General features: G+C 50.4%; 13 protein-coding genes. 2 read left to right on the top strand and 11 right to left on the bottom strand.

The features are described from left to right. Positions 1 to 155: 155 nt before the first annotated feature. From GX659_04590 to GX659_04620, 7 genes are read right to left on the bottom strand one after another with little or no spacing between them, the layout of a single operon-like run. A complete protein-coding gene (locus GX659_04590; GenBank protein ID NLD28068.1) occupies positions 156 to 443 on the bottom strand; it encodes a hypothetical protein in 288 nt (95 codons plus the stop codon). A gap of 55 nt (positions 444 to 498) precedes the next feature. Next, positions 499 to 1,764, bottom strand: a complete 1,266-nt coding sequence (locus GX659_04595) for a hypothetical protein (GenBank protein NLD28069.1) — start codon at positions 1,762 to 1,764, stop codon at positions 499 to 501. Positions 1,765 to 1,775: 11 nt separating this feature from the next. Continuing rightward, positions 1,776 to 2,204: an OmpA family protein gene (locus GX659_04600; protein NLD28070.1), complete on the bottom strand. Its 429-nt coding sequence runs from the start codon at positions 2,202 to 2,204 to the stop codon at positions 1,776 to 1,778. Continuing rightward, positions 2,192 to 2,602: a hypothetical protein gene (locus GX659_04605; protein NLD28071.1), complete on the bottom strand. Its 411-nt coding sequence runs from the start codon at positions 2,600 to 2,602 to the stop codon at positions 2,192 to 2,194. The genes GX659_04600 and GX659_04605 overlap by 13 nt, the downstream gene beginning before the upstream one ends. Positions 2,603 to 2,619: 17 nt before the next feature. Next, entirely contained in the window at positions 2,620 to 4,980 is a 2,361-nt protein-coding gene (locus tag GX659_04610) for a DUF1565 domain-containing protein (GenBank protein ID NLD28072.1), read from the bottom strand. Beyond that, positions 4,977 to 5,759 carry a hypothetical protein gene (locus GX659_04615; protein ID NLD28073.1) on the bottom strand — a complete coding sequence of 261 codons (783 nt, stop codon included), beginning with the start codon at positions 5,757 to 5,759 and terminating at the stop codon, positions 4,977 to 4,979. The genes GX659_04610 and GX659_04615 overlap by 4 nt, the downstream gene beginning before the upstream one ends. Continuing rightward, positions 5,756 to 7,015, bottom strand: coding sequence for a PEGA domain-containing protein (locus GX659_04620; protein ID NLD28074.1), 1,260 nt, complete (start codon positions 7,013 to 7,015; stop codon positions 5,756 to 5,758). Before GX659_04620 ends, GX659_04615 begins: the two co-directional genes overlap by 4 nt. A 265-nt stretch (positions 7,016 to 7,280) precedes the next feature. On the opposite strand from GX659_04620, the gene GX659_04625 reads away from it, so the two are divergent. After that, entirely contained in the window at positions 7,281 to 9,545 is a 2,265-nt protein-coding gene (locus tag GX659_04625) for a xanthine dehydrogenase family protein (protein NLD28075.1), read from the top strand. Continuing rightward, on the top strand, positions 9,542 to 10,027 hold the full coding sequence (locus GX659_04630) for a (2Fe-2S)-binding protein (protein ID NLD28076.1): 486 nt from the start codon (positions 9,542 to 9,544) through the stop codon (positions 10,025 to 10,027). Before GX659_04625 ends, GX659_04630 begins: the two co-directional genes overlap by 4 nt. Positions 10,028 to 10,120: 93 nt before the next feature. Here GX659_04630 and GX659_04635 read toward each other — a convergent pair whose 3' ends face one another. From GX659_04635 to GX659_04650, 4 genes are read right to left on the bottom strand one after another with little or no spacing between them, the layout of a single operon-like run. Next, complete coding sequence (locus tag GX659_04635) at positions 10,121 to 10,975, bottom strand: hypothetical protein (protein NLD28077.1); 855 nt, start codon at positions 10,973 to 10,975, stop codon at positions 10,121 to 10,123. Then, positions 10,972 to 11,424, bottom strand: coding sequence for a thioredoxin family protein (locus GX659_04640; GenBank protein ID NLD28078.1), 453 nt, complete (start codon positions 11,422 to 11,424; stop codon positions 10,972 to 10,974). Before GX659_04640 ends, GX659_04635 begins: the two co-directional genes overlap by 4 nt. A gap of 58 nt (positions 11,425 to 11,482) precedes the next feature. Continuing rightward, positions 11,483 to 12,739, bottom strand: coding sequence for a guanine deaminase (gene guaD / locus GX659_04645; GenBank protein NLD28079.1), 1,257 nt, complete (start codon positions 12,737 to 12,739; stop codon positions 11,483 to 11,485). Continuing rightward, the gene (locus GX659_04650; protein NLD28080.1) at positions 12,726 to 12,935 is read right to left on the bottom strand and encodes a DNA gyrase inhibitor YacG; all 210 of its coding nucleotides are present in this window, start codon (positions 12,933 to 12,935) and stop codon (positions 12,726 to 12,728) included. Before GX659_04650 ends, guaD begins: the two co-directional genes overlap by 14 nt. Between the last annotated feature and the right edge of the window lie 257 nt (positions 12,936 to 13,192).

Consider the following 13,192-nt stretch of genomic DNA (forward strand, 5'->3'; position numbering starts at 1 on the left):
ACAGGACTCGAACCTGTGACCCCCTGCGTGTAAAGCAGGTGCTCTACCAGCTGAGCTAAGCGCCCCCTTGAAGGGGCGCAATCTGCCAAGAACTCCGGTGAATATCAAGGGAAAATGGGACCGTTCGGTCTATGATTTCATCACACCTTCAGCAGTCAATCGCCCCTGTGAATGGAATTATCGATATCGTCGCCTGGAGGCTCGCTGCCAAAGATGTCCTGCTCGTCGCGATTTTCCTTATTTTTCTCCTGGGATCCCCTCCTCAGCACCGATATTTCAACCACCGCAGGAGACTCATCATCGGCATCATATGCAGGGGCACGACTGAAGCCGCCGCGAGCCTGAAGGGGATCATCTCCTTTATCGGCGACCGAAGCATAAAGCGAAACGGAAGGAAAAATCACAAACGGAGCAACTGCCAAAAATAAAATTTTAAAGCGCATTACAATCCTCCTTTATTCTAAAGTTTTTCATTTGGATAGAGAGCGGCCACCAACCTCAATTTATCTTCATGCAGATGGCGTGGGCGTAAAGCCGTTGAACACTATCTATATTCTGAGCTGCGTGGGCATAACATGTCTCCGATAACAGGTCTACACCCATATATTCGCAAAGAACGTCTCCCCAGCATACGTGGTTATAATACCCAGAACATCCGATCAGAATTTCATCTGACTGACAGGAGGATTCCGCCGTACACCACCATACCCCATTGTCGAGCCAACAATGATCATCACGGCCAGAATCTTCCTGATTTGAAAAAGTTACAAATTTCTTCCTTTTAAACACTGAAATCCCTCCGTCTTCATTTATGTATCTGTAGTCGGCATATCTTTTCGAAACAGCGTCATCCAACGACAAAGCAGCTGCGAGATTCGTAATTCTGTTGTCATCCATATTGAGAGTTCCGCTCATAGAATCCCCGCTTTTGATGAGCCTTTTTGAAACATCCTTTTTCCTCTGTGAAATCTCTTCTTTTAAGGAGAACTGAAAGGCCGAATCCGCGGCCGACCTTGCAGCTACCTCAGATGAAAGCGCCGCGCCGAGAGCTGAAACCTCACCAGTGCGGACTGATTCCTCTCTCGAAATTCTCTCATCGCGCGCCTTTACGGCGAGATCGATATCCTCGAGAGCCCCCTGCAGATTGGAAGAGCTGGAATACGAAAGCCCGCGCTTCACACCTATATTCGAGGCCGCTTCTGGGAAAGCATATGCACTAACGAGCTCATCCTTAAAAAGTATCTCACGATTCCCAATCCTGCCCGTTTCCAGATCGGCTATGAGGGAATCGCTCAAGTCTTTCATCGTTATCGAGCCATCTGATATCTCGGCGCTCCCGATGCTTTCTGGCTCAACTGAATAAGCGGTACCTGCGACGCCGGCGAATGGAACCGTTGCGATTTCCATACGCCCGAGCGGAGCATATCCGCCGACCTCAACATCAAGGTAGAGAGGTGAAGATCCCGACATCATCTCGAATGGAATCCCTCCGGCCCTCCCGCCATCTGGAGACTCGCCATTTCCAACAATAGCGCTAAGCAGCCCCCTAACTATATCCACCTGCTGTGTTTCTTCGTAGATGACATTTCCATCCACATCCACGATCCTGAACGATGCCTCCGCAGGTCCGTCTTCCACGGGGTTGCCACCTTCATCGAAAATACGCGACTGGAAGGCCATTATATCCGGAATCTCACCGGCCTCGGCAGCAGCGCCAAAAAAAACGACCGCGGCAATCAGAACCAAAACCATCTTCATGTTCATGTATCCTCCTGTCATCTGGAAAACTCGACGCGCCTGTTTTTTCTCCATGCCATTTCGCCCGAACCGGCATCGAGCGGCACGCTCTCTCCATACGAAATTATTCCCATCCTATCAGGATCGATCCCCAGCTTTATAATTGCGGCCTTCACCTGGCGCGCCCTAAGATCACCCAGATGTAGATTGAACGCTTCACTTCCCCTACGGTCGCAGTGCCCCTCGATCAAAACGGTGATCGACGGGTTCGATTCGAGGATCGACGCATTTGATTTCACGACCTCCATCTCCGGAGGTGAAATCTCATAACTCCCAACGCTGAAGTGGATTTTTTTGAACTCGCCAGCTTCTTTAAAATCGGGAACCAAATTGGAATTTTTGCGCGGAACTTTTGCGCAGCCGGCAAAAATGACAAAAAAACATGCGGCAATCGCTAATTTGCGCATTCCTCTTCTCCGATCTGATCATCCATTGTGTGTAAGGAGCTGTACCTCTCCAGGCTGCCGCTTATATCCTTGTAAGTCTTTATTAGTTGCTCGCACATGTTCGAGTTCACAAAGCGTGAATTCAGATCCCTGCAGTAAGAAAGTATTACCGCGACCTCCCTGCACATCTTGGCGGCAAAGACCAGAAGCTCGGGTTCGAGCTGATCGCGCGTATTTTTCTCTGGATAGGATGCGATCATGCAAGGAATCTTCTTGACCATGTTCATGAGCCTGAGCTTCGTTTCATCCTCGTCGGCCAAAAACGGGACTACGAACTTGAGCACCATTATCGAGGCCTCATAGCTATTTCCCATCATCTCGTTGACACAAAATTCAGGAAATTTTTCTTCGATTATCATCTCAAAATCCTCCCTGTTTATTTTTCTATGGCGCCAGAGTCATATCCGGCCCCGGAAGGGCGTGGCGACGAGTGCATGTCGTCATTGATTGATGAAAGGCCAGTTTGAGCCAGGTCGATTCCAGAATCTATCGCACTGGAGAGGGGTGAAAAATCGGAAGCAACCAGCGAGGATTCCAATTCGCCGTCGAAAATCGTGTTGCCGAAGACATCCGCTCCGAAGAAGTCGAAATCCGAAACGGAGTAGAAAAGCCCATCGCAGCCGATTACCTCAGAAAATGAGGAAACGGAAAAATCGGCGATGATATTGCCGGCAACGGTTCCACCGCTGGGCGCGCCTGAGCATATGAGTGGATATCTATCGGGAGCAGAACCAGCTGTTATGATGTTATTTACAATCAAGATATCTTCGCCTCTGGATACAAGGGCCTTGGCAAATCCGGAATCGGGATTCGAACCATGTGCCAAAATGGTATTATGAACTATGGATGATTTATCGGATGAGGAGTCTATCCCGCAGGCAAACCTCGCATTCCTCGATTGAATTACGTTGTTTTCAACGACAAGATTTTCGCCTTCAGATTTTATAGCACAACCACCGGAGCCGGGTGCATCTATGCCTCCTGCGGCGATGATTGATTTTGAAATTCTCAAATCACCTCCTGATGAAAAAATCGTAAAATCGTCGGGAGAGGAAAGGTTTCCTGAGATGCTGGACCTGTCTATTGTAGCAGAGCCCCCGCTAACGAGTATCGTCGATGACGCTTTCGAAGGATCGACGACGCTCGAGGCATTTTCAAAATGAAATCCTCCGAGCCAGGCATCGCTGGCAGATATGGCTATTGTCACCGGCAGATCCTTACGGGAGATCACAGTCCTGTATTTTGATTCCAAGCTTCTGAAATCGCGCGATGAAAAAGCCTCCGCTTCATCGCTCAGAAACCCACCATGAAGCGAAACACCATCTGGAAAGATGAGACGCGATGCATCGTATATGCCGGCAGCTACATACACAGGCACCTCCTTGCCGGCAGCGGCTGCGAGGGCGCGACCTATGCTGGCAAAGGGCCTTCGCCTGTCTCCGGCGTTTGAATCGCTCCCGCGCGCAACATCGACGAATATGCCGCTATCATCCGAAAAGACTTTGGGATCGCCGTCATCTAGGTCGCACTCTATCGCCACGCCGTCGGCATCTGCATCGGTATCAAGCTGCGCTGGATTTTTCTTGAAAGGACAATTGTCAATCGCGTTCGGAATGCCGTCGGCATCTATATCATCATCGCATTTATCGCCGATTCCATCCCCATCGGTATCGTCCTGAAAAGTATTAGCAACGCGCGGACAATTGTCATGATCATTGAATATGGAATCTCCATCCATGTCAGAGTCACAAAGATCTCCAACGCCGTCGCCATCGGTATCCAACTGATCTTCATTTACTACGAGAGGACAATTGTCTCTTTTATCCCCTATTCCATCCCCATCGGTATCTGATTTTAAGGGATCACTCCCCATCTTGTGCTCGAGCCCGTCCCCAAGGCCATCGCCATCCGTGTCGGGATTCAAGTGATCGCTGCCGATTCTCTTTTCTACATCATCGGGCAACCCGTCTCCATCGGCATCATCATCGCACGCATCCCCTCTGCCATCGCCATCGGTATCCCTCTGATCGGCATTGCCAACGAGAGGACAGTTATCCTCTCCGTCTCCAACCCCATCACCATCGCTGTCGAAAAGATGTGGGTCGGTTCCAAAGACCAACTCATCATCATTTGAAATGCCGTCTCCATCAATGTCGCCATCTTCGTTGTCGCCGATTCCATCGCCATCGGTATCCATCCATTCAGTAGCGATCGACGGAAACATATCATCGCCATCGAGCCTGCCATCCCCATCGCTGTCGGAAAGCATCGGATCTACCCCGACGATGATCTCCATGATATTTGCCAGCCCATCGGCATCATCGTCCATCATGCAGTCGTACTCTTCTGGACGCGCACCCAAAACATCCTTTGAAGAGAACCGAACCGAAACAGAACAAAGTACCAGTTCGTAATCATCTTCGCCGGAGTGCAAAAATTTTGAAGAGTGAAGCATGAAATCCACCCTGAAAAATGACTCCCTCCCTTCAGCTCCGGGCAGGGGATCCAAATCAAATTTCCACGTCTTTCCTTCGACAACCCCGCGCGAGGGAGCTGAAAGCACTGCCCTTTCCGAAGATTCCAGGTATCCCCTAGCTGTCAGTTTGTCGGCAAAAGCGGAGAGCTCCGCTGGATACTCTGCCATGAAAGAAACAGGATTTTCACCCCCGCCGCCAGAGCATGAAAAAAGCACCAGCGTAGCAATTGCAATAAAAAGAACCGCAGCAAAACTCTTCATCTAAAAACCTCCATTCTGGAATTTCCATCGAAAGGTATTATCGAGGCCGACACATTGGGAGTTGAGGCCGTAAGCCCGACAAGAGGGGCGGGCATCAATCCTCGCCCATCCACGATCCTGATTTCAACTGAGGAATCCAGGCCGGAGATGTCGTCAATGGCGGAAAACCGGTATCTTCCTGGCTCCATGACCGGAGGAGAAACTGCAAACCTCCAGCTGACCTTATCAGCCTGAAAAAGATCATCGGCAGTGGGCTCATCGGATATCGAAAACTCGCCTGCGTTTTGATCATCGATCCGTTGCGCTACAACTCTGACAAAGCTGGAAGGGTCTGCGAGAAGCTTCATCATGAACCTGGTGTTTTCAACAGTACCGCCATCGGCGAGATTCACGAAGATCGGATGATATTTCATTTCAACTTCGACATCGGTTTGGCCATCTCCCACAACCACACCATGTGCAACACCGCTTTTTATTTTGATGCCTCTGGCATTTACAGCTTCAACGGCAACGGTGCGATCGTCGCCTGTAGGAACTTCGTCGATACTCCCTTCCGAGGCATCCCCGTCGAACTTTGCAGTTATGCCACCCTCGATTCCATCACCGTTAATGGTCACGACATATTCATTGGGAAGATAGTCCACGAGCTCCACTTCCGATGGTTCGTGATCCACGATCTTGATCCCGACGGATCCTCCCCCAGAATAATCATTGCCCCCGCCAGCTCCACAGGAAGCAAAAAACATGACCATAAAAATATATGAGATGCCTCGTTTCATCTAAACCTCACATTCACCCGTCCACTGCCGTCCCCGCTACTGCCCATGGATGCGGCAATTCCGCCAGCCACGGCACCAGCGATGACGAGCCCAGCGGCTCCCCAGAACCATGGGGTTAAATAAAATTTCTTCTTTCTATTGATGAGTATCATCGGATCGCCACGTCCCTTGGGATCGGTTACCTTCGATGGATCGGCAAGAGGATCCTCGCGAAGCTGTGCAGATATTTCTTTGGCAAGTCTTGCGAGCGAATCGAATTTCGCGTCATCCTCACCCATGGACTTTAGCATTATAGGACGATGACTGCTTCCGAGCCTAGAATCGAACATTCTGGCATAAAGCGCACGGTTCTTTGCACCTCCCGAACCTCTGAGGATTATCACCTTGTCCGATTTGGACTCCCTTGCAAGGTCGCGCGCCAGTTCAAATTCATCAACCTCGCTCTGCGGCAACGGCCCGCCCCCCTTCGCCCACTTGAGTTTCGCTTTCACTTCGACACTTGCACCATTTATGAGATTTACTTCCTTTACCACCGGATCGTATCTGGCCCCCCTTAGCTCCAGAAAATATTTTCCATCCGGAAGCGGAGATATTCTCATCGGAGTCTGGCCATGGAGCACGCCGTTTACATAAATATCGACAGCTGGCGGTTTTGAATCCACCTCTATCGAACCGCTGCCTGAAACGAAACTTGTCCGAACATCTTCAAAGAGTGCTATCATGCTCGGAGGATACCCCTCCTCGGAAAGCTGAAGCAGCGGATTTATCCTCAAAGCATCTTCGATCGATTTTCGTGCCTCGGCCATCTTACCACGCGCCTTTTCTATGACCGCCTTCGATATCTTCGCATCGAGAAGGATATCCCCAAAGCGCAAAATCCCATCATCCCTCTCATGTATGAATTTTTCGGCCTGCATAAGCCCAGCTATTGCATCCGCATACCTGAATTCAAAATAGTCCTCTTTCGCACGCACCAGCATCCGGGTGGGTTCCGAAGATCGGCTCACCTTTCCCGCATCATGATATTTAGCGAGATCCAGGGCTTTGGCGGGCTCAACCACCTTGTACCCCCAAGACGAGAGAATCTCTGAAAAATCCTCTGCAACCTCCCCGATGAAGGGATCGGAATAGGCATCTTCGCCCGCATAGACAAGGACTCTGGATACGGAGGAAGCTGCATAAAGCACTCTGAAATCCACCGCTAAGATCAGCAGCATCACAATCGATATGATTTTTTGTCCGGCTGAAAAATTCATGCCCGCGCTCCAAGCAATGGACGTACCAAAAAAGCCAGATCCTCCTAAAAAATCGTGAAGCCCATGAAATTCCGACTTAAAAATTTTCTGCACGACGTCGGGGGGGAGCGCATCTTGTGAAGGGAGATGGAACAAATGCCGAACAGTTGTGCATCTGTCCGAACGTCATTTCCGAAATCAACTACCCCTGCATCTCCACACAAATTGCTTGAATTAATCGCTCCCATGAATGAGAATCCCCCATCCAAAGGACTGGGAAATCGCCATGACAAAAAGAATCGACGCGGTGGAAAAGGTTACCGGAAAAGCTATCTACGCCGACGACCTGAAGTTCGACGGAATGTGTTACGCGGTTCCGCTACATTCAAAATATCCCAGCGCTGAAATCGAAGATATAGATATATCGGCCGCGCTGACCTCTGACGGAGTCGTTGATATAATCACGGCCAACGATATTCCTGGAAGCCCCAGGGTCGGAGGGCTGATCCCCGATCACTATGTCATCGCGAAAGACAGGGTGAGGTTTATGGGGGAGGTCGTGGCCGTGGTCGCGGCAGAAAGCCGCAGTCAGGCCTACTCCGCAGCCGACCTGATAAAGGTGAAATACAAGCCGCTCGATCCGGTTTTGGACCCACGAATCGCCGATTCCAAGGGTACCCCAAAAATGCACGATTTCAGGAAGAATAACATTCTCTCCTCATTCAAGGTCAGGCGCGGCAACGTCGAAAGGGGATACAAAAATTCCGCTGACATAGTCGAAGAACACTTCGAAACCTCTTTCATCGAACACTCCTACATGGAGCCGGAATCGTGCGTCGCCATAGCCAACCCGGACGGAACGGTAACCGTGTACGGCGGAATGCAGCATCCATTTTCAACTAGAAGATACGTTGCGCGAGCACTCGGTTTTGAGCTCGCCAGGGTGCAGATAATTCAAACGACCCTCGGAGGCGGATTCGGAGGAAGGGATGACACGATAGCGGTCATCTGCGCCCGCGCTGCGATTCTTGCGCTGAGGGCAAAGAGACCTGTGAAGATCACCTACTCCCGTGAGGAATCGATCCGCGAAAGTTACAAGCGCCACCCGTTCATTATGGATTACAAGGCCGGCATCTCGAAGGATGGAAAATTGCAGTCGATGGACGTCGATATCCTCGCCGATGCCGGTCCCTACTGCGCGGTCACACCATTCGTAATCTGGCGACCAACCGTCCAGTGCACCGGTCCCTACATAGTCCCAAACGTCCGCTGCGACTCGAAGGGAGTTTACACAAACAACACTCCGACCGGCGCAATGCGCGGTTTTGGAACTCCGCAGCAGGTATTCGCCTGCGAGTCCTTCATCGACATATGCGCTGAAAAAGTCGGGATGGATCCTCTGGAGTTCAGAAAAAGAAATTTTTTCCGGCAGAACATCACGACGCACACAGGACAAAAACTCGACAACCACGAGGTTTCAATCAGAGAGGTGACCGACAAGGCGCTCGCCGCGATAAAATGGAAAACCAAATTTCCGAAATGCTCGCGCGGCAAACCGGCAAAAGATGGCTTTCTCCACGGTATTGGCTTCGCCTGCAGTTATCGCGGTGTATCGCTCGGGGCCGAAGGAAACGACTTCTGTTCCGCCATCACCAACATCCAGCCGGATGGATCGATCCTGCTCGAAGTCGGGGTCTCCGAAAACGGACAGGGGCTAAAAACCGCGATGGCGAGCATCCTCGCCGGCGAACTTGGCATCAGGATCGAAAAAATACGATTCATCGACACCGACACAAGTTCAATTCCAGATGGCGGCCCGACGGTAGCATCCAGGGGAACGCTGGTAGGCGGAAACGCGGTTATCGACTCGGCGAACAAAATTAAGAAGATGATGACCCCTGTTTTGAAACACCTCATTGGCGCATCGAAAGGTGGTTATATCTTCGCAAAGGGGAAGATAAAAAACAGAGAAAGCGGCAAAACTATATCATTCGACGATGCAGTCGCCGCCTGCCACGCAAAAAAGATGTACCTTCACTCCCTAGGCCTCTTCTCCGGACCGAAAGTAAGCTGGGATGAGGATGTCGGAAAGGGGAACGCCTATTTCACCTACGTGTACGGATGTCAGGCGTGCGAGCTAACCGTCGATCCATCAAATGGGAAGGTGAGAGTGGAAAAGGCGGTTGCGGCACACGAGGTCGGCAAGGCGATAAACCCGCAGATGGCTGCGGGACAGATATTCGGCGGCATCATGATGGGGCTTGGCTTCGCATTGACGGAAAGCATCGTTCACAAAAATGGCGAGATCCAGAACCTGAATTTCAACAGCTACCGGATACCCAGATCCATCGACGCACCCGAGATGACCGCGATACTCGTCGAAAATCCCGATCCTGCGGGACCATGGGGGGCAAAGTCTCTCGGAGAGCCTACCAACGAACTTATGGGAGCGGCGATTGCCAACGCGATCTATTACGCGACCGGCAAGAGATTCACGAAGACCCCGATAACCGCACAGGAGATACTTCGCGCCATCGGAGGTAAGATATGAAATTAAACGTGAACGGCAAAATCTATTCCATCGATTGCGATCCTGACAGCTCGCTCTTAGATGTTATCCGCGAAAAACTCCGCCTCACCGGAACCAAACGCGGCTGCGACATAGGGGTATGCGGAACTTGCACAGTCTTGATCGATGGCGAAACGAAGCGCGCATGTAAAGTAAAGGTCTCGGAGGTCGTGATCGGCAAATCTGCGACCTTCACAGATTCTCCGAAAATACTCACCATCGAAGGGCTCTCGGATGGAGATGACCTTCATCCTATACAAAGGGCCTTCATAGAATGCGGTGCGGTCCAGTGTGGATTTTGTACGCCCGGGATGATCCTCACGGCCAAGGCGCTTCTCGATAAAAACCCTAAACCGATAAGGGAGGAAATAAGAAAGTCATTTACGCCCAATCTTTGCCGCTGCACCGGATATCAACAGATATTTGAGGCGGTCGAAATGGCCGCAAAGCTGATTTCAAAATAAAGAGGCTTATATACCGGTCAAAGGCCGCATTCTTAAGCCGCGGCCTTCAACGGGGCGAACAGGGAATCCCTGTCAACCTGTCACGGATCTTCTTCACTGAACCATTATCAACCCAGGATTTACAAGGAGGACGATCCCAAGTAGCAGCATGATCAGGCCACCGATGAATTTTATTATCTGGACCTCGCGAACGCTGATGTTGCGCGATTTGAGAAGCACACCAGCAATAGCTATAACGACGATAAGCGGAAGCACGTAAATCAGATTATAATAAAGCAGATAAAGATAGTAGTTCACGCTTCCATCGACATAATTCCCGGTAAGGATTCCCGTATAGATTATAGGGAATCCTGCCGTACAGGGAAGCTCTACAAGCGACGAAAATATCGCGAGGGTGGCTGATGAAATAATCAAAACCGAAACTCCCCCCTCGACCATGATCTTATCCATCTTGCGCATCTTTCTGTAAAGCACCCCCTTGTTGTGATCGTTGATGGTCAGCGAAACGCCCTTCTTGAAAAAGAAAAGTTCCTTGCAGTTGATAATCCCTGCGACTATTGCGATCACCGCCACAGCTATCCTTAAAGGATCTATGAAACCCATGTATTTAAAAACGTTCAGCCATGCTGCCATGAAGAGAAAATAAAAAATGCCAACCACTATTACGAATGTATAACCTACCAAATAAAGCCTGAATCTCGAACTCGACGCAGATACGAGAAAACCAAGGAGCATCGTAAGGACGAAAATATTGCACGGATTGAAGCCATCGACGAGCCCTATGATGAAGGTAAAAAGCGGCAGTGGGAGTTCCATCCCCATTCTTTCCAGGGCATCCATCGGAATATATTTGGCGATGGCAAAAAATGCGGCTACGACCAGAAATGAGATCGCCGCGATCACCCAGTTAACCTTCGCATGATGCATCGTCTCCGACTTCTTGTTCATTTCTTGACTCCTCCTGAAAGTATTTTATCGTATTTGGCTGCATCACCGCCGCCTACGTACGCCTTGCAATCGTAGATAAGCGCTGGAACGTATTGCACGGATATGCCGGCACCGGAAAGAATGTCCTGCCCCTCTTCGGTCGTGGTATCGACGTGCTCGTAGATATCCTGCAGTTTTTTGTCGGCTATTATTTTTTCAACGATAGGAAGGGCCCTTTTGCAATGCGGACAATATTTAGAGGTAATGAAGATCAGTCGCCCATCGAGCTGCCTGAGACTGCAATCGGCGATCTCGCCATCCGTGCCTATGACTATATCCTCAAAGTGATAAGGGTTCTCTTTTACTTCGAAGGACTTTACCTCTTTCGCCTCTCGTTTATCGGAACATGAAAAGACAAAGGAAAGCCCAAAAACGACCGCAATAATTAAAGTAACAGGCATTTTTTTCATATAAATCTCCTTTTTGCGGGCGCAGTCTTACAGATTTCATCAAAAAAATCATCAAAAATCAGAAGGAATCCACATCTAAACGGCTGCCGGCGACGTAGACCCGCTCGATCGCCCTTCCGTCACCGCGGTACATGAGCAGGGATAAAAGCTCGTCAGTATCCATACCTGCAAGGCTGTAGTTGCGATCTATTCCGTTTATATCGAGGATTGAAAAATCGGCATACTTGCCAGGTTGAAAATTTCCAACGTCGGCCTCCATCGACATCACCTTCGCCCCTGCCAAGGTAGCCAGATAAAATGCCTTTTGTGGAGAAATGGAAGAATCGGGCTGAGTATAATCGGCATGCCTCATCTCGATAAAGAGTGACATCGCGGTTCCCGCCCCTACATCGGTCGCAAGCGAATAATCTATTCCAGCAGCCTCTATCCTTGATACGGACATCCTTCCGCTCTTCAAAAAGAAGTTCGAGGTGGGACAATGCGCCACCTTCGTACCAGACTTGCCAAGCCTTCGCATCTCATCGTCGCTAAGATAAATCGCGTGGGCAAGAATGGTCTTTGCACCCAAGACATCCGCATCCTCCATAAATTCAACATAGTCGCGATAATTCGGATGCATCTCCCTCACCTTCGCATTCTCCTCCAGAGTCTCAGCGATGTGGCTCTGGATATAGGCCCCGCTTTGTCTTGCGAGGCGCCCCACTCCCCTCCACAGTTCCATCGAACAGGTCGGGACAAAGCGAGGCGTAAATGCGTACGCAAGACGACCACCAGCTGCACCATGCCACTTCGCACAGAGGCGCTCGCTCGCCGCCAGCGATTCCAAGGTCTTCTCAGCGAGGCCCTTCGGAGAATTGACATCCATCATAACCTTCCCGATGAAGCATCGCGTCCCAGCCGCTGCTGCGGTCTGAAAACAGATGTCGGTAGCCTCCTCATGGACAGTCGAATAAAGCCCCGAACAGGTAATGCCGTTCAATATCTGTTTTTTGAAGAATCTCCTCGAAACATCGCGGGCGATCTTCGGATCGGCAAAGGCAAGCTCCGCCGGAAAAATATATTTCTGAAGCCAATCGAGAAGCGTAGCACCGTGCTTTCCGCGCTCATCAAGCTGCGGGATATGGCTGTGGACATCGATCAACCCAGGGATTATGAGCCTTCCCCGGAGATCTTCCACATTCTGCGCAGAAACGGAGTCAACGGCTCCGCAGTACGATATTCTTCCATCATCCTCCACAACGAGCAGGCCATCCCGGATATCCTCGACGCTATCCGGACCGATGGAGTGCAGAATCCGCCCCCTATATTGCCTCATCGGCATCCTCCGCTGAATTTGAATCCCGTACATCGAATACATCATCGACCGGATCTCCGGCGATTTTGTACGAAGCGCTCGCCCAGTTACCGAGGTCGAGAAGTTTGCACCTGGAGGAACAAAAGGGCCAAAATGCATTCGCATCCTTGGCGATCTTTTTTCCGCAATTCCTGCAGAGATATCCTCTGGTTTCCATATCTGATCTCTCTATCCAATTTGCGGCGTTATGACAAGGGGGAGCAGGTAATCTGCATAATGAAAAAGGGGCTCCCGGAATCCCTCACTAAGCTTCTTTTCCGTCATTCAGATGGGCAGTGTTTGATTGCTACGGTTTTGATGGGGTTCCCCTAAAGGAGACATTGGCGCGTTAACGAGACCGACCGTATTCGGAAGTCAAAAATCAGATCGCTTTCCTGATTTGGAGGCCGACAACGGAGGACATCCAAATCAGCT

It is taken from the genome of Myxococcales bacterium (assembly GCA_012513515.1).
Lineage (GTDB): Bacteria > UBA10199 > UBA10199 > 2-02-FULL-44-16 > JAAZCA01 > JAAZCA01.